This is a genomic window from Citromicrobium bathyomarinum (genome assembly GCF_021021475.1).
GTDB lineage: Bacteria > Pseudomonadota > Alphaproteobacteria > Sphingomonadales > Sphingomonadaceae > Alteriqipengyuania > Alteriqipengyuania bathyomarina.
Genome location: NZ_JAINWL010000001.1, coordinates 75015 through 91873, shown reverse-complemented (window position 1 = coordinate 91873; position 16859 = coordinate 75015). Strand labels below are relative to the sequence as shown.

The following is a 16859-nucleotide window of genomic DNA, read 5'->3' as shown; positions in this document are numbered from 1 at the left end:
CCTGCCGCTTGCAGAGGGGAGGAGAGAAGGGGGCTAGCCCCGCAGCATGTCCACGATCTTCGCGTCGAGCCATTCGCGCGCGCGCGGTTCCACGAAGGCATGGCTCGCGCCTTCGCAGCGCGCCACGCGGACATCGTCCTTCTCCCAGATTCCGTCGAACACCTGTGCGGTGCGGTCTGCACTGGCGAGCAGGATGCTCACCGGTCCGTCGAACGTCGCCAGCCCCTTGCGCATCCGGCCTGCCAGATCGCTCGCCGCAGGGGCGGGGCGCGCGGCGCGGATCAGACCGCCCGCCAGCTTGCGCAGGTTCACGCCGCCGCGCAGCAGGCGCGCCACTTCAGACGGGTTGCCCAGCTTTTGCAGATAGCGCGCGCGGATCGCCTGCGGGGGCGGGGTGTCGTCGTCCTCGTCCTCGATCGTCCAGGGGTTGCTCAGCACTAGTGCGTCGCAGCCCGCGCCGCCCGCCAGCATCAGCGCGCTCGCCGCGTCGCAATTGCCATAGGCCACGATCCGCTTCACCTGCGGAGCGATCGCGCGAAACGCCTCGATCGCGGCGCGAATATCCGGTTTGGACTGGGTGAAGCCCAGGTTCTCGCCCTCACTGTCGCCGACCCCGCGGCGGTCGTACCGGAACACGGGGAAGCCGCGCTTGGCGATCGTCTGCGCCAGCCGCGCCTGCCCGCGAAACGCGCCGCTGCGCAGCTCGTTGCCCCCGCTCACCAGCAGCAGGCCGGTGGTTAGCGGCGCGGTGTCGAGCGTGCCGGCGAGGGTCGATCCCTCGCAATTGAAGGTCAGGTGCAGGCGGCGGCTCATCCCACGTCCCTCATCGCGACCGAGATCGTCGTGGCGAGCGCGTCGGCCTGCGCCGCATCGAAATCGGGTTCGGCGCGCAGCCACAGGGGCCGTCCGCCGAGCGTTTCGTGGTCGATCAGGGTGACGCGATCATCGCGCGCAGGCACCTCGGCGCTCTCCAGCGCAGCGAACAGCGCGGGGCCGATCGACCATCCGGCGAGCTGGACGCCCTCGCTGCGGCCCGTCGCCTCGATCTCCTCGCGCGTTTCGGGCGCGCCGGCCTCTTTGGTCGAGATGATCCGCGCGCGAACCATCGCGCGCAGGATCTTCGGCCCGTCCTGCGGGGCGTAGTCCCATCCGGGCAACCCGGCAGGCCGCAGCAATGCGCCGCCGCGCAGGCTCAGCACGTGAGTCGCGCCGAAATGCTCCACCGCTGCGGCAGCGCCTGCGCGCCAGCCTTCTAGAGTCTGCTGCGCGAGCAACGCGCGGCTTTCGTTGCAGCCGGGCAGGTCGGGCAGCATGCTGTCGATGCCCGCATCGTCGAGCCGGCGCATGATCTCCACGATCTGCCGGCGCAGCTTGTTCGCTTCCTCGAACAGCGGCGGGATGACCAGCAGGCGTGCGTCGCGCGCGCGGTTGAACACGAGCGCGGCTTCGCTGCGCGTCTCACCGTCAGCGGCAGGACACGGCCATTCGACGAACTGGAATGGGGTTGTCACGCCAGCAGCATGTCAGTTGCTGGCGGTCTTGGCCTCGGCAAGGGCGAGCAGCCCGCCATAGGTTTCCAGATGGTCGCCATCGACCTCGTCATCTTCGATAATGATGTCGAAGCGGTCTTCCATCTCGGTCAGCAGGTCGGCGACCGCCTGGCTGTCGAGTTCGGGCAGATGGCCGAACAGGCCGCTATCGGGCGTCAGGTCGGCGGCGCGTTCGTCCGACAGGCCGAGTACGTCGCGCAGGATTGCGCGCAGGGTCTCGTCGATCTTGCTGCGGGCGGGCCCGGCCGGGTCCGCAGGCGCTGAAGTCTGGGCGGTCATAGATACCGTTAAGCTGCCGTAAAAGTCGCGGTTGCCTAGCGGGGGGTGTTCCCTCTTGCAAGGATCGCGCGTGCTGCGCGTTTTGCGAGCGGGGCCCAAGCGGCGGGCTGCGCCGGGTCCAGCGCATCGAGCAGGAAGCGCGGACGCACCTGTTCCATCCAGTCCGCCTTGTAGGAATCGGAGCCTGTGCCGAAGTCCACCAGTGTGACATTATCACGGTCGATCACATGCTCGAACAGCGCAGCCGACAGCGTGGTGCCGGGCGAAATCGGCTTGGCGCTTTCCAGATGGGCGAGCTTGTGGATGTAGGCGATGCCGTTTTCCACGGTCCAGAATTGCGCCGCGACGGCCACGCCATCGGCGCGCGCGATGCCCAGCCGGATGCGCCCCGCCGCGCCTTCGTCCTGCGCGAAGCGGCGCAGCAGATCGGGTTCGTCCTCGCTCGGCTTCCAGCTCTCGGCGTAGATCGTTTCGTAATCAGACCAGAGCTTTGCGTCGAAATGCTCGACGATTTCGACCTCGACCTTCTTGGCCTTGCGCTTCAGCGTGGTGCGCAGGCGACCGGGGCGGGTCGCCCAGTATTCGGCGAAGCTGCGGCCCGCGACCGGCAGCACATGGTTCTCGTCGCACTGGGTCAGCGAGACCTGCCAGCCGACCTTGCGGAATGCGGCGGCGAGGCGGGTGGCGGAGCCGTCTTCGTCGGGCAGCGGCCAGAGCGTCACGCGCGGCTCCTCGTGCTTCAAATCGCGTGCCAGCGCCTCCAGCATTGCATCGCCTGCCTCTCCGGCAGGCACCACCGGACGCCAGGTGAAGGCGTACCAGTTGCGTAGCGCCTCGATACGTCCGTCGGTGCGGTTGAGCGCGATGGTTGCGTGGCTGCGGCCCGTCTCGACCCGCTTGAAAAAGGCGTGCGGGCGCGAATCGGCGAGCAGGGCGTACCACTCGGGCCGCTCGAACGGAGACGGGCAGGCGCACCCACAGGCTTGCTGCGGTGTTGCTTGCACAATGGTAACCTCCTTGTGATAGCCACCTGTTTCCGCGTTCACGAGGCGTTGTACTCCTATCTCCATGACCCAGCCCGACCCGACCCCTTTCCCGATCGACCATGTTATCGAACACGGCGGTGATGCGGACCCGGCGCTGGCTCTGCGCGACGGCACCCTTAGCTATTCCGACTTAAGAACCCGTGTCGGTCGGTTGGCGGCGTGGCTGAAATCGCAGATTCCGGAAACGGGCGCGCGGATCGCGAGCTGGTCCGCCAAGGGCGAGCTGACCTGCCTGCTGCCGCTGGCCGCGCCGCGTGCCGGGCTGGTCCATGTGCCGATCAACCCGATGCTCAAGCGCGCGCAGGTGGCGCATATTCTGGCGGACAGCGGCGCTGCCATGCTGATCGGCACGCCCGCGCGGCTTTCCACGCTGGAGCAGGGCGATCTGCCCGCCGGATGCGCGCAGGTAGAGGAAAGCGCGGCGCTGGAGGCGGCGCAGGCCTGCGATTCGCTGCCCAAATCCGCCGCCGATCCGCAGACCATCGCCGCGATTCTCTATACCAGCGGGTCGACCGGCAAGCCCAAGGGGGTGGTGCTGAGCCACGCAAACCTGTGGTTGGGCGCGGTCAGCGTGGCGCATTACCTCAGGCTGCACAGCGACGACGTGACGCTCGCGGTGCTGCCGCTGGCGTTCGATTACGGGCAGAACCAGCTGCTTTCGACGTGGCGCGCGGGCGGCTGTGTCGCCCCGCTCGACTATCTGATGCCGCGCGATGTGACCAAGGCGGTGGCGAAACATCGCGCCACTACGCTCGCCGCCGTGCCGCCGCTCTGGCGCCAACTGGTCGAAGCGAAGTGGGAAGAGGGCGCTGGCGACAGCCTCAAGCGCCTGACCAATTCGGGCGGCGCGCTGACGCCCGATCTGATCGACGCGATGCGCGCGACCTGGCCCGCTGCCGATATCTACCCGATGTACGGCCTGACCGAGGCGTTCCGTTCCACCTTCCTCGATCCCGACCTGGTCGCGACGCACCCCACCTCGATGGGCAAGGCGGTGCCCTTTGCCGAGGTGCTGGTGGTGAACGCGGCGGGCGGCCCCGCCGCGCCGGGCGAAGAGGGCGAACTGGTCCATTGCGGGCCTCTGGTCGCAGAAGGGTACTGGCAGGACCCCGAGCGGACGGCGGAGCGATACAGGCCGGCCCCCGCACACTCCGAATATGGCGGAATGGCCGTGTGGTCGGGCGACTATGTGAAGCGCGATGCGGATGGCCTGCTCTATTTCGTCGGACGGCGCGACGCGATGATCAAGAGCGCGGGCAACCGGATCAGCCCGCAGGAGATCGAGGACGCGGCACTCGCCACCGGGCTGGTCGCGGATGCGGTGGCGTTCGGCGTGGCTGATGCGAAGCTTGGCCAGGCGGTTCATCTGGTGGTGCGCGGTGCGGGCGAGGTCGATGCATTGAAAGCCGCGCTCAAACGCGATCTGCCCAGTTTCATGCAGCCTCACGCAATCGAATGGCGCGAGGACCTGCCGCTCAACCCCAATGGCAAGATCGACCGGCCTGCGCTGTTTCGTGAAGTCAGCGAAAGGCTCGCCGCATGAGCATCGAACGTCGCAGGCGCGATCCCAATGCGGCCAAGCCGCTCGGCCCGATCCCGCAGGGGTTCGAGGCGATCGACGGCGAACTGGCGATCGGCGGGCGCAAGGCGAGCGATCTCGTCGCCGAAGCGGGCGACACGCCGCTGTTCGTCTATTCGCGCGATATGCTCGACGCGCGCATGGCGGCCTTGCGCGCGGCCATGCCGGAAAGCCTCGCGATTCATTACGCGGTCAAAGCCAACCCGCACCCCGATGTGATCGCCCACATGGCCGGGCTGGTCGACGGGTTCGATCTCGCCTCGGGCGGGGAGCTGGCGATCCTGCAAGGCGTCGGGATCGACGGGGCGCACATCAGTTTTGCCGGGCCGGGCAAGCGCCCGCGCGAGATTCGCGCGGCGATCGAAGCGGGCGTGACGCTCAACTGCGAAAGCGAGACCGAGGCTGAGCGTGCCCTCGAAATCGGGCGGGATCTGGGCATTCAGCCGAAGGTCGCGGTGCGGGTGAACCCCGATTTCGACATGCGCGGATCGGGCATGAAGATGGGCGGCGGGGCCAAGCAGTTCGGGCTGGATGCGCAGCGCGTTCCGGCGCTGATCCGCCATCTGATCGATGGCGGGGCGCAGTGGCGCGGCCTGCATATCTACACCGGCAGCCAGACTTTGGAGGCCGATGCGGTGATCGAAACGCAGGGCCATGTGCTCGACCTCGCAGCCCGGATCGCGCGCGAGGTGGGCCAACCATGCCCCGCGCTTAATCTGGGCGGCGGTTTCGGCATCCCCTATTTTGCGGGCAACGAACCACTCGACATCGGCGCGATCGGCGCGGCGCTGGGCGATCGTTTCGCGAATTTGCCCGAAGAACTGGCCGACACCGAGATGGCGATCGAGCTGGGCCGCTATCTGGTCGGCGAGGCGGGGGTTTACCTCACCCAGATCGTCGACCGGAAGGAAAGCCAGGGCGAGATTTTCCTGATTACCGACGGCGGATTGCACCATCAGCTGGCCGCATCTGGCAATTTCGGGGCGGTTGTCCGGCGCAATTATCCGCTCGCCATCGCGACGAAGTTCGACGCTCCTGCCGTCGAGGTCGCGAATGTCGTCGGGTGCCTGTGCACCCCGCTGGATCGGCTGGCCGACAAGGCAGAGCTGCCGCGTGCCGAGGTCGGCGATCTGGTCGCGGTGTTCTGCGCCGGGGCCTATGGGGCGTCCGCTTCGCCGATGTACTTTCTCGGCCAAGGGCCTGCGCTGGAGATACTGGTCTGACGGCTGCGCCAGCGCGCGGCGTTTACCTCTCGCTAACCCGGCGTCCCAGATCGGGATCGGGTGCGATCAGATCCCTTAGCTAACGGGATATTCACCCTTTTTGGCGAGGAACGATCCCAAATCGTCGGCCAGTTGTGGCGGCGCGCTTCGCGGGCGTGCCGTCCGGCAGACACGAATGGAAGGATCGATCCCATGCGCTCTCGCGCGATTGCCCGACTAACAGCGCTCTTTCTGGGGCTTTTTGCTCTCTCCGCCTGCATGAGCAGCGGCGGCCCGCAGCTGCCCCCGGCAGCCTTCGTCGCCACGCAGGAAGGGCCGAGCCAGGAATATGTGATCGGGCCGCTGGACGAGCTTTCGATCAATGTCTGGCGCAATCCCGAACTCAGCGCGCAGAACATCCAGGTCCGTCCCGACGGGCGTATCTCGATCCCGCTGGTCACCGACATGCCTGCCGTGGGCAAGACCCCGGCCATGCTGCAGGAGGATATCCGCCTGCACCTGTCGCAGTTCATCGAACAGCCGATCGTCTCGGTCATCGTGAACAAGTTCGCAGGCACGTTCAGCCAGCAGGTGCGGATTATCGGCGCGACCGAAAAACCCGCCTCGATCCCCTACCGCGCCAACATGACCGTGCTCGACGCGATGATCGCGGTCGGCGGCCTCAGCGAATTCGCGGCGGGCAACAAGGCCAAGCTGATCCGCTTCGATCCGCGCATCGGGCGCCAGCGCGAATATGCGCTGCGCCTGTCCGATCTGCTGCGGCGCGGCGACAGCAAGGCCAACGTCATGCTCGCGCCCGGTGACGTGATCATCATTCCCGAAAGCATGTTCTGAAGAGGCTGACGCGACGTGAACGATCTCTTCGACGAAGTGCGCTCGGCGCTCTATTCGGCCTGGAGCCGGAAATGGCTGGCGCTGGGCGTGGCCTGGGCGGTGTGCCTGGCGGGCTGGCTGTTCGTCGCCTCGATCCCCAACACCTATGAAAGCCATGCGAAGATCTTCGTCCAGCTGGACGATGTGCTGTCCAAACAGATCGGCATTGCGGGCAGCGACATGACCGATATTGCACGGGTCAAGCAGCGCATCGCCAGTGCATCGACGCTGGGTGAAGTGATCAAATCGACCAAACTGGGCGAGAACGTGCGCACCCCGCGCGACATGGAAAATGCGATTGGGAGCCTTGCCCAGCGGGTCCAGGTGCGCAGCCAGGAAGACAACCTGTTCGAAATCACCGCGGCCATGGGCCGTAGCGATTACACCGATGCCGAGAACGCCAAGCTCGCGCAGGACGTCGTGGTCAAGATGCTCGAGATCTTCCGCCAGGCCAATGTCGAGGGCACGCGCGGCGAAGTGAGCGACGCGGTCGCGCTGCTCGACCAGCAGCTCGACCAGCGCGCCAAGGAACTGGAAAAGGCCGAGGCGCGGCGAACCGAGTTCGAGGCCCAGCATCCCGAGCTGATCGGCGGATCTGCTGCGATCTCCGGCAGGTTGCAGAACGCGCGCACCGAAATGCGCGGGGTCGACGCCGATCTGGCAGCGGCGCAGAGCGCGCTCGCGGCGATCACCGGCCAGCTGGCGAGCACGCCGAAGACGATTTCGGGCGGCGGTGTGAATGGTGGCGGCAGCGCATTGCAGCAGGCCGAAACGCAGGTTGCGCAGCTGCGCGCGCGGGGCCTCAAGAACGATCATCCCGACATGCAGACCGCGCTGCGTCAGTTGCAGCTGCTGCGCCAGATGGGCGGCGATGCGGCCACCGCGGGCGGCATGCCGAACCCGGCCTACAGCTCGCTCGTCTCCATCCGGGCGGAGCGGCAGGCCAATGTGCAGGCACTGCTGGCGCGCAAGGCCGCGTTGCAGGCCGACATCTCGATGACGATGGCCGATCAGATCAGCGAGCCGGGCCTGGCTGCCGAAGCGCAGCGGGTCGGCCGCGATTACGAGGTGCTGAAGAACAAATACGACGAATTGCTGCAGGACCGCGAGGAGATGGAACTGCGCAGTCAGGTAGAGAGCGAGCGTAGCTCGTTCCGCTTTGACATCATCGATGCGCCGGGCATCTCGACCAAGCCGGCCGCGCCCAATCGCCCGATCCTGCTGGTCGCGGTGATGGTGCTGGGCGTGGGCGCGGGGCTGGGCAGTGCGATCCTGCTGACCCTGCTGCGCTCGACCTTCTCGACCGCCGACGGACTCAAGAAATCGCTCGGCCTGCCGGTGCTCGGGACGATCTCGAACATCGTGCCGCCCGAACGCAAGGCGGTCGAGGATCGCCGCATGCGTCTGTTCTACGCAGGTTCGGGCGCGCTCGCGGGGCTGCTGGTGGTCCTGCTGGGGATCGAATTCATTCAAGTCGGTCAGGTGATCGCATGAGGACCCGCCGATGACCGAGCATAATCCAATCAAACCGCCCAAGCCCGAGGGTGGCGAGGAAGAGAAGAGCTCGCTGCTGGAGCGCGCAAGCGGCGCGTTCGGCCTGAGCAATCTGGGCGCAGCCCCGATGCCGCGCAGCTTCGACGACGTGCCGATGAAGCGCGCGCGTCCGCTGCGCAAGACGGGTGCACCCACACCCGCGCCTGCGCCCGAGGCGACACCCGCGCCCGTTCCCGCACCTGCACCCGCACCGGTCGAGATGTCGGTCGAAGCGGCGCGTGAAGAGGCGAGTCTGCCGGTCCCGGCACAGCCGTCCGCACCGCCGCCTGCGGTGATCGATGGCACCGCCAACCCGATCGCGCTTGCGGGCGAGCGGGTAGAGGTCGACTTCGCATCGCTGCGCAAGGCCGGATTTATCGATCCCGAGGGGCAGGCATCCGCGCTGGCGGAGGAATTCCGCATCGTGAAGCGCCAGATCCTCGACGCGATCCGGCTGGCAGGCACCGCAGCCGCGCGCCGCATCCTGATCACCTCGCCGCACGAGAACGAGGGTAAGACCTTCTGCGCGGTCAATCTGGCGCTGTCGCTGGCGGCAGAGCGCGATCTCGAAGTGGTTCTGATCGACGCCGATCTGGCCAATCCTTCGGTCAAGCGCGTGCTCGGGCTGCCCGAACGTGCCGGGCTTATGGACGTGCTCGCAGATGATCAGGCGCGCGTCGAAAGCCACGTGCTGCGAACCGATATCGACGGCCTGTGGGTGCTGCCCCCGGGCCGCCAGTCCAGCCACGCGAGTGAGGCCCTGTCGAGCCGCCGCACCGCCGAGGTGTTCGAACGGCTGACCGCGCAGGCGCCCAACCGGATCGTGCTGGTCGACAGCCCGCCCGCGCTCGCCGCCTCACCCGCTGCCGAAATCGCCAAGCATGTCGGCCAGACGATCCTGGTCGCCCGCGCGGACCGCACCGGCAAGACCGCGCTGGAAGATGCAGCGCAGCTGCTGTCGGCCTGCCCGGACATCAAGCTGGTGCTCAATGGTGCCAATTTCAGCCCAAGCGGTCGCCGTTTCGGGAGTTACTACGGATGAGGTATTCCCCCATGAACCGCATCTCCGCCATGGCCGCACTGCTGTGCGCCGGCGCGACGCTGCCTGCGCCCGCGCTGGCGCAATATGGCTGGAGCGACGACGAAGTCACCAGCAGCAGCGGCGCCGGCGAATTGCAGCCCGCACCCGCCTATCCGGATGGCTATGCCGGCGATGTCGAGGCACAGGATGTCGATGGCGATCGCGGCAGCGCGCGCCCCAGCGGTGCGCCCGAACGTCAGCGCCTGCGGATCGAGCCCTATATCGAAGCCAACCAGATCGTTACCCAGCGGATCAAGCCGGACAGCGAAACGGCCGTGTATGGCGGGGTTGCCGCCGGGGTCGATGCGTCGGTGCAGGGACGCCGCGCGGGCGGCTCCGTCTCGCTGCGGTATGACCGGGTGATCAGCTATGGCGACGATCTGTCGGGCGATGTGTCGGGCGGCGACAGCGTCACCGGCGTGGCGCGCGGGTACGTTGCGGCAGCGCCCGGTATTACGCTTGAGGCGGGCGGGCTTGCCGCGCGCAGCCGCGTGGAAGGCGGCGGCGGCGCGGCGATCGCCAGCGGCCAGCCGATCGACCCGGACAGCGAATCGCGGGTCTATTCCGTTTATGCCGGGCCGAACGTGTCGACGAAGGTGGGCGTGGCCGACGTGTCGGCCAATTATCGCTTCGGTTACAACCGGGTGGAAGAGCCCGGAGTGGGCGTGGTCGATGCGACCGTCACCCCGATCGACGTTGCGCAGGAAAGCATCGTCCACTCCGCCAATGCCCGCGTCGGCGTTGCCCCGCGCACCGTGTTGCCGGTCGGCGTGGCAGTGGGCGGGGGCGCCTATCAGGAAGAGGTCTCCAATTCCGACCAGCGCGTGCGCGACTTCTATGGGCGTGGCGATGTCACCGTGCCGCTCGCGCCCGGTCTCGCCGTCGTCGGCGGGGTCGGCTACGAATATGTCCAGGTCGCCAACCGCGATGTCGTGCGCGATGCCAACGGCGATCCGGTGGTCGGCGAGGATGGCCGGTTCGAAACCGACACCAGCGGCTCGCGCAGGATCGCGTTCGAGACCGAAGGCCTGATCTGGGATGTCGGCGTGGTGTGGAAGCCTTCGCGCCGGACCCAGCTGGAGGCGCATTATGGCCGCCGCTACGACAGCGACACCTATTACGGCACGTTCAGCTGGCAGCCTTCGTCGCGTACTGCGGTGAGCGCGAATGTCTACAACACGATCAGCGGTTTCGGCGGCGCGATCACCAATTCGCTGGCCAATCTGCCGAGCGGCTTCGTCGCCACGCGCAATCCGCTGACCGGCAATTTCACCGGCTGCGTCACCGGCAGCGGGGCTGACGGATCGGCCAACTGCCTCGGCGGTGCGCTCTCCTCGGTGCGCAGCGCGATCTTCCGCAATCGGGGCGTCAACCTGGGCTATTCGACCACGCAGGGCCGGATCACCACCGCGATGAGCATCGGATACGACCGGCGGACCTATTTCGGTGCGGAAGGCACCGTGCTGGCGGCGGCGAACGATATCGTCGACCAGAGCTATTACGCCAATGTCAGCATCGGCGCGCCGCTCGGCCCGTTTGCCGCGTTTAGCGTGGCCGGTTACGCGAGTTACCTCGACGAGGGGACGAGCGAGCTGAACGACGCGCTTCTGCTTGGCGCATCGGCGGCCTACAGCCGCACGCTGTGGCGCAACCTGTCTGCGCGCGCTGCGGTCTCTGTCGACACGGTCGACAGCGACCTGCTCAACGAAACCAACGCGTCGGCCCTGCTGGGCCTGCGTTACGACTTCTAGTTACCCAAGGGACCGCACCACATCATGTTCGACCAGTATTACGGTTTCTCAGGGCGACCATTCCAGCTCACGCCCGACCCCGCGTTCTATTTCGAGAGCATCACGCATCGCAAGGCGCTGAGCTATCTCGGTTACGGGATGGCGCAGGGCGAGGGCTTCATCGTCATCACCGGCGAGATCGGGGCGGGCAAGTCGACGATGGTCGCCCACCTGATGAAGAAGGTCGATCCCGACCAGATGACCGTCGGCCAGGTCGTCACCAGTAACCTCGATGGCTCCGAACTGGTCCATCTGGTGGCGCAGAGCTTCGGGCTCGACGTCGCAGGGCAGGACAAGGCCAGTGCGCTCGGTTCGATCGAGTCTTTCCTGCACGAGGAAGCGCGCGATGGCCGTCGCTGCCTGCTGATCGTGGACGAGGCGCAGAACCTCAGTTTCGAAGCGCTCGAAGAGCTGCGGATGATGTCCAACTTCCAGCTGGGCTCGCACCCGCTGCTGCAGCAGCTGCTGCTCGGCCAGCCCGAATTCAAGCAGACGCTCGCCCAGCACGACCGGCTGGAACAGCTGCGCCAGCGCGTGATCGCGGCGCATCACCTGACCCCGATGGAGGTGCACGAGGTCGCGCCCTATATCGAGCATCGCCTGTCGCTGGTGAACTGGACGGGTTACCCTTCCTTCGACCCCAAGATCTTCGCGAAGATCCACGAGGCGAGCGGCGGGATTCCGCGCCGGGTCAACCAGATCGCCACCCGCCTGCTGCTGATGGGCGCGGTCGAGCAGCGCAGCCAGATCGATTGCGCGATGCTGGATCAGGTGGTCGAGGAGATGGCGCGCGACAACCGCCCGGACCTGGCAGAAACCGGCCAGCGTCTTTTCGCCAATCCCGCGGCGGAGCTTTCCGCCCCGCCTCCACCTCCGACACAGCGGCCGCCCGAGCATTCGCCAGCACCCGCTCCGACACCAGCACCGACACCGGCACCTTCGCCCACCGCTTCGACCGAGCGCCCGGAGCACGAAGACGAGAAGTCCGACCTGCGGGCGGCGATCGCGATGCTCTCGCGCGCGATCGAAGGATCGGCCAGCACCGAAGGCGATCTCGCCAAGCGGGTCGAGGCACTCGAGGCGCGGCTCGAAGAGCAGGAGCAGAGCGTCCGCTACCTCCTCCAGCTGCTGATCGAATGGCTCGACAAGGACGGCAGAAAGGCCGCCTAGGATGGACCTCGCGCCCGCCCGGCATCCGCAGCCTGCGCCGGACCGGATCGTCAACGGCCTGTCGGTCGATGTCGAGGACTGGTTCCAGGTCGGCGCGTTCGAGAACACGATCGCGCGCGGCGACTGGGACGGCTGCGAGCTGCGCGTGGAGCGCAATGTCGAGCGGGTGCTCGCGCTGTTCGATCGCGCGGGGGTCAAGGCGACGTTCTTCACGCTGGGCTGGGTGGCCGAGCGCGTGCCGCACGCGATCCGCGCGATTGCCGATGCCGGGCACGAAGTCGCCAGCCATGGTTACGACCACCAGCGGGTCTTCACCTTCTCCCGCGAGGAGTTCGCGGAAGACCTGAAGAAGTCGCGGGCGATCCTGGAAGATACCAGCGGCACGAAAGTGACCGGCTATCGCGCGCCCAGCTTCTCGATCGATGCACGCAATCCCTGGGCGCATGAGGAACTGGCCGCGCAGGGCTATATCTACTCCTCCAGCGTCGCGCCGATTGCGCACGACCATTACGGCTGGCGCGATGCGCCGCGCTTCGCGTTCCGCCCGGTTGCGGGGGCCGCGATGATCGAATTGCCGGTGACCACCGCGATGCTCGGCAAGCGGAGGCTGGCGGCAGGCGGGGGCGGGTTCTTCCGTACGCTGCCCTATGGCTTCTCCCGCTGGGCGATCGCGCAGGTCAACCGTGAGGATGCGCGCCCGGCCGTATTCTATTTCCACCCGTGGGAGGTCGATCCCGGCCAGCCGCGCGTGGCCGATGCCCCGCTGCGCTCGCGCCTGCGGCACTACACCAATCTTACCCGGATGGAGGCCAAGCTCGAACGCCTGCTGCGCGACTTCGCATGGGGCCGGGTGGACGAGGTCGTGCAGCTGGAAAACGCGCAGGAAGCGGCATGAACGCGCCCTTCGCTCCCGACGCTCGCGCAGCCGACACGGTCACCCGGGTCGACCTGCACAATGCCGACGAAGCGCGGCGGATCGCCGCTTTCGTGGAAGAGCAGGGCGGCAGTCCGTTCCATCTGCCCACCTGGCTGAATGCAGTCGAGCGTGGAACGGGCCAGAAGGCCTGCGGTCTGCTGGCAGAGCGGGCGGGGCGGATCATCGGCTGGCTGCCGCTGACGATATTGCGTTCACCGCTGTTCGGCCGTGCGCTGATCTCCAGTGGCTTCGCGGTCGATGGCGGTATCCTCTCCACCGATGCCGGCAGCGAGGCGCGGTTGGCGCACGCAGCTGGCGAGCTGGCCGAGCGGTTGTGCTGCGAAGAGGTCGAGCTGCGCGGCGGCAACGTGCCCAGCGGATGGGATGCGGTGACCGGCAAGCATTCGGGCTTCGTGTGCGATCTGGCGGAAGACGACGAAGCGCAACTGCTCGCGATCCCGCGCAAGCAGCGGGCAGAGGTCCGCAAGAGCCTTCAGGGCGAGCTGCACGTCACCGTGGGGTCGGACGAACCCGACCGCGCGGCGCATTACGCGTGCTACGCTGCCAGCGTTCACAATCTCGGCACCCCGGTCTTTCCGCGCAGCCTGTTCGACGCGGTGCTGGACGGGTTTGGCGAGAGCGCCGACATTTTGACAGTGTGGGACGGGGATGCGCCGCTCGCCAGCGTGCTGACGCTCTACCACCAGCGCATCGCCTACCCCTTCTGGGGCGGGGGTGTGTGGCGCGCTCGCGCGGCGCGCGCGAACGAGCGGATGTACTACGCGCTGATGTGCCATGCGCGCAGGACAAAAGCCTGCATCCGGTTCGACTTCGGACGCTCCAAGACCGGTAGCGGGCCGTGGAATTACAAGAAGAACTGGGGCTTCACGCCCGAGCCGATCACCTATGCGCGGTGGAGCGCACCGGGCGCGGCGCCGCGCGATGTGGACCCGACCAGCGATGCCTACAGCCGCAAGATCGACCTGTGGAAGAAGCTGCCGTTGCCGATCGCCAACGCCATCGGCCCGGTCATCGCAAGGGGGCTGGCATGACGGGTGAAACCCTGTTTCTGGCGCATCGCGTGCCGTTTCCGCCCGATCGGGGCGACAAGATCCGCTCGCACAATGTGCTGCGCGCGCTGGCTGCGCTCGGCCCCGTGCATGTCGGCACGTTCGACGATGGTTCGGGCTATGGCGACCAGTTCCTCTCCGGCATTGCGGCCAGTCATCACCTCGTCCCCCGGCGCAAGCACGACATGCTCGCCGCGGCAGAGGCGATGGCGAAGGGGCACCCGGTCAGCCTCTCCGCCTTTGCGAACGAAGGCCTGCGCCAGTGGGTTGCGCAGGTGCTGCATTACCGGCCGATCGACGCGATCTACGTCTTTTCCGGCCAGATGGCGCAATATGTCCCGGTCCACTTCCCGGGCCGCACCGTGCTCGACCTGTGCGACGTCGATAGCGCCAAGTTCGAAGCCTATGGCGAGGCCGGCCACGGCCCCAGGGCCTGGGTCCACGCGCGCGAAGCACGGCTGCTCGCGGCGGCGGAGGAGCGCTTCGCCCGCATGGCGGACACCACTCTGCTGATCAGCGAGAACGAGGCGAACCTGTTTCGCACCCGCGTCTCGAGCATGAACCACATCGATCTGCGGGTGATGCGCAACGGGATCGACGCGCAGTTCTTCGCGCCCGACGCGTGCCCGCCGCAACCCACGCTTTATGGGCCGGGGCCGAACATCGTCTTCACCGGACAGATGGACTACGCGCCCAATGTCTCTGCTGTGGAGCGCATGGTGCAGCGCATTCTGCCCGGCATCCGCGACGTGCACCCCGGTGCAGAGTTCCACATCGTCGGCCGTGCGCCGACCCCGGCGGTCAAGGCGCTGGGCAAGCACACCGGGGTGACCGTGTGGGGCGAGGTCGCCGATGTGCGGCCATACCTCGCCGAAGCGGACATCGTCGGCGCGCCGCTGACCATCGCCCGCGGCATCCAGAACAAGGTGCTCGAAGCGATGGCGATGGCGAGGCCCGTGCTCGTCTCGCCCGAGGCGGCGACGGGGATCGAGGCCGAGGACGGCAAGCATTTCGCGGTCGCCGAGGGTGACCGGATGATGATCGGCCGCGCGCTCGCGCTGATCGATGATCCTGACAAGGCCCGCGCGATGGGCGCGGCGGCGCGCGAATTCGTGCTGAACGAGCAGAGTTGGCCAGCAATGCTCGCCGGGCTGCCTCAGCTGCTGCGTCCGTCCGATGCGGACCCGGTGCGCGATGCCGCCTGAACTGATCCGCAACCCCAGACACTCGCCGATCGCCGCCACCCTGTCGCGCGTTCCCGCCGCTTGGGCGAAAGCGCTCGGCTGGCTGGCGCTGGTGTGGGCCGCGGCTTTGCTGCTGACCGGCGGCCAGTGGTTCGCAATGGCCCATCAGTGGCTGACCGTGTCCGCCTATCAGCACATCCTGTTCGTGCCGCCGATCATCGGCTGGCTGGTGTGGAACCGCCGCGCAGCGCTCACGCAGATCGAGCCGCGCGGCTGGTGGCCGGGCCTCGCCCTGATGATCGGCGCGCTGGCGGTGTGGCTGGTCGGATTGCTGATCTCGCTCAATATCGTGGCGCAGGCGGGGGCGGTGATGCTGTTGCAGGCGGCGACCCTGACGCTGCTCGGCCCCCGCGCGGGCGCGGTGCTGCTGTTTCCGCTCGCCTTCGCGGTGTTCCTCGTTCCGTTCGGGGAGGAAATCGTCCCCCCGTTGCAGATGCTGACTGCCGAGATTGTCATCGCGCTGACCCATCTGAGCGGGATCGAGGCGCATATCGATGGCGTGTTCATCGACACGCCTGCGGGCCTGTTCGAGGTCGCGGCGGCCTGCGCGGGCGTGCAGTTCGTGGTCGCGATGGTCACGCTGGGCGTGCTCGCGGCGAAGATCGGGATGGACCGCTGGCCGCGCCGGATCGCGCTGATGGCGCTGTGCGTGGTGGTGCCGATCCTCGCCAATGGCGTGCGTGCCTGGGGCACCATCGCGATCGCGCAGGTGATCGGGGCCGAACGTGCGGGCGGGGTCGATCATATCATTTATGGCTGGGTTTTCTTCGCCGTCGTCGTCGCGCTGGTGCTGGCGCTCGCGTGGCGCTGGTTCGACCGCGATCCCGATGCCGAGGCGCTCAGCGCCGCGCGGCTCGCGGACCATCCGCTGGTTGCGAAGCTGGAGCATCATTCGCTCTCCGCGACCACGCTCGCCCCGCTGCTGATCTCGGCCATCGTGCTGGTCGGCCTGTGGAGTGCGCTCGCGACATCGAGCGCGGCGAACGTGCCCGCGCTGCGCGCGCCGCCGGTGTCGGGCTGGACGCAAGTCGCCGATCCCGCGACGCCCGAATGGCGTCCGGCGGGGAAGGCGGCGAGCGCGATCCTGCTGACCCGATATCGCGATCAGGAGGGGCGGTTCGTGGACCTCTACCTCGCCGCCTATACCGGCGACGCCGATCCCACTGTGGGCGAAGAGGGCGCGGTGCCGCCCGAGACGCCGTGGCGCCATGTCGAGGCTGCGCCTGCGCCCGACGCCATGCGGGGCGATCGGCTCATGGCCTATGGCCGCGACCGGCGTGTGGCGTGGACCAGCTTCGTCACCAATGGAACCAGCCAGGCCAATCCGCTGCTGTTCCGCATCTCCACGCTGGGCGACCGGCTGCGCTTGCGGGCAGAGCCGCGCTGGATCGTGATCGTCTCCGCCCCCGAACCCGGCGCTGCGCCTGCGCTGCAGGCCTTCGTCAGCGCCGCCGACGGCCCTGCCGCGCTGGCCCAGCGCAGCCAGACCCGCTAGGCAGCGTTGC

Annotated in this window: 15 protein-coding genes; 11 read left to right on the top strand and 4 right to left on the bottom strand. The window is 67.6% G+C overall.

Features of this window, described 5'->3' with window-relative positions; translation table 11 throughout:
- Nucleotides 1-33: 33 nt before the first annotated feature.
- The 4 genes from K7H93_RS00440 to K7H93_RS00425 are packed head-to-tail and all read right to left on the bottom strand — an operon-like array spanning nucleotide 34 to nucleotide 2875.
- Nucleotides 34-813 (bottom strand): hydrolase 1, exosortase A system-associated, encoded by a 780-nt coding sequence (locus tag K7H93_RS00440; protein WP_230781870.1) that lies wholly within the window; start codon nucleotides 811-813, stop codon nucleotides 34-36.
- Entirely contained in the window at nucleotides 810-1511 is a 702-nt protein-coding gene (locus tag K7H93_RS00435) for an alpha/beta hydrolase family protein (RefSeq protein ID WP_230781868.1), read from the bottom strand. The genes K7H93_RS00440 and K7H93_RS00435 overlap by 4 nt, the downstream gene beginning before the upstream one ends.
- Before the next feature lie 12 nt (nucleotides 1512-1523).
- Nucleotides 1524-1829, bottom strand: coding sequence for an acyl carrier protein (locus K7H93_RS00430; protein WP_230781866.1), 306 nt, complete (start codon nucleotides 1827-1829; stop codon nucleotides 1524-1526).
- Between the two features lie 35 nt (nucleotides 1830-1864).
- Nucleotides 1865-2875, bottom strand: a complete 1011-nt coding sequence (locus tag K7H93_RS00425; protein ID WP_420840369.1) for a GNAT family N-acetyltransferase — start codon at nucleotides 2873-2875, stop codon at nucleotides 1865-1867.
- A 22-nt stretch (nucleotides 2876-2897) separates the two neighbouring features.
- On the opposite strand from K7H93_RS00425, the gene K7H93_RS00420 reads away from it, so the two are divergent.
- The 11 genes from K7H93_RS00420 to xrtA all read left to right on the top strand — a co-directional run bounded on the left by K7H93_RS00420 (nucleotide 2898) and on the right by xrtA (nucleotide 16849).
- Nucleotides 2898-4418, top strand: coding sequence for an acyl-CoA ligase (AMP-forming), exosortase A system-associated (locus K7H93_RS00420; protein WP_230781863.1), 1521 nt, complete (start codon nucleotides 2898-2900; stop codon nucleotides 4416-4418).
- Nucleotides 4415-5677, top strand: a complete 1263-nt coding sequence (locus K7H93_RS00415; protein ID WP_230781862.1) for a pyridoxal-dependent decarboxylase, exosortase A system-associated — start codon at nucleotides 4415-4417, stop codon at nucleotides 5675-5677. The genes K7H93_RS00420 and K7H93_RS00415 overlap by 4 nt, the downstream gene beginning before the upstream one ends.
- Before the next feature lie 192 nt (nucleotides 5678-5869).
- On the top strand, nucleotides 5870-6511 hold the full coding sequence (locus K7H93_RS00410) for an XrtA/PEP-CTERM system exopolysaccharide export protein (protein WP_029140449.1): 642 nt from the start codon (nucleotides 5870-5872) through the stop codon (nucleotides 6509-6511).
- Nucleotides 6512-6526: 15 nt separating this feature from the next.
- Entirely contained in the window at nucleotides 6527-8044 is a 1518-nt protein-coding gene (locus K7H93_RS00405; protein WP_230781861.1) for an XrtA system polysaccharide chain length determinant, read from the top strand.
- 10 nt (nucleotides 8045-8054) lie between these two features.
- Entirely contained in the window at nucleotides 8055-9125 is a 1071-nt protein-coding gene (locus K7H93_RS00400) for a P-loop NTPase family protein (protein WP_230781860.1), read from the top strand.
- A gap of 11 nt (nucleotides 9126-9136) precedes the next feature.
- Nucleotides 9137-10915 carry a preprotein translocase subunit YajC gene (locus tag K7H93_RS00395; protein ID WP_230781859.1) on the top strand — a complete coding sequence of 593 codons (1779 nt, stop codon included), beginning with the start codon at nucleotides 9137-9139 and terminating at the stop codon, nucleotides 10913-10915.
- A 24-nt stretch (nucleotides 10916-10939) separates the two neighbouring features.
- Entirely contained in the window at nucleotides 10940-12124 is a 1185-nt protein-coding gene (locus K7H93_RS00390) for an XrtA/PEP-CTERM system-associated ATPase (protein WP_230781858.1), read from the top strand.
- Between the two features lies 1 nt (nucleotide 12125).
- Entirely contained in the window at nucleotides 12126-13019 is an 894-nt protein-coding gene (locus K7H93_RS00385; RefSeq protein WP_230781857.1) for an XrtA system polysaccharide deacetylase, read from the top strand.
- Nucleotides 13016-14092 carry a FemAB family XrtA/PEP-CTERM system-associated protein gene (locus K7H93_RS00380; protein WP_230781856.1) on the top strand — a complete coding sequence of 359 codons (1077 nt, stop codon included), beginning with the start codon at nucleotides 13016-13018 and terminating at the stop codon, nucleotides 14090-14092. The genes K7H93_RS00385 and K7H93_RS00380 overlap by 4 nt, the downstream gene beginning before the upstream one ends.
- Nucleotides 14089-15315 carry a TIGR03087 family PEP-CTERM/XrtA system glycosyltransferase gene (locus K7H93_RS00375; protein WP_230781855.1) on the top strand — a complete coding sequence of 409 codons (1227 nt, stop codon included), beginning with the start codon at nucleotides 14089-14091 and terminating at the stop codon, nucleotides 15313-15315. The genes K7H93_RS00380 and K7H93_RS00375 overlap by 4 nt, the downstream gene beginning before the upstream one ends.
- Complete coding sequence (xrtA, locus tag K7H93_RS00370; RefSeq protein WP_230781854.1) at nucleotides 15287-16849, top strand: exosortase A; 1563 nt, start codon at nucleotides 15287-15289, stop codon at nucleotides 16847-16849. The genes K7H93_RS00375 and xrtA overlap by 29 nt, the downstream gene beginning before the upstream one ends.
- Nucleotides 16850-16859 lie beyond the last annotated feature (10 nt).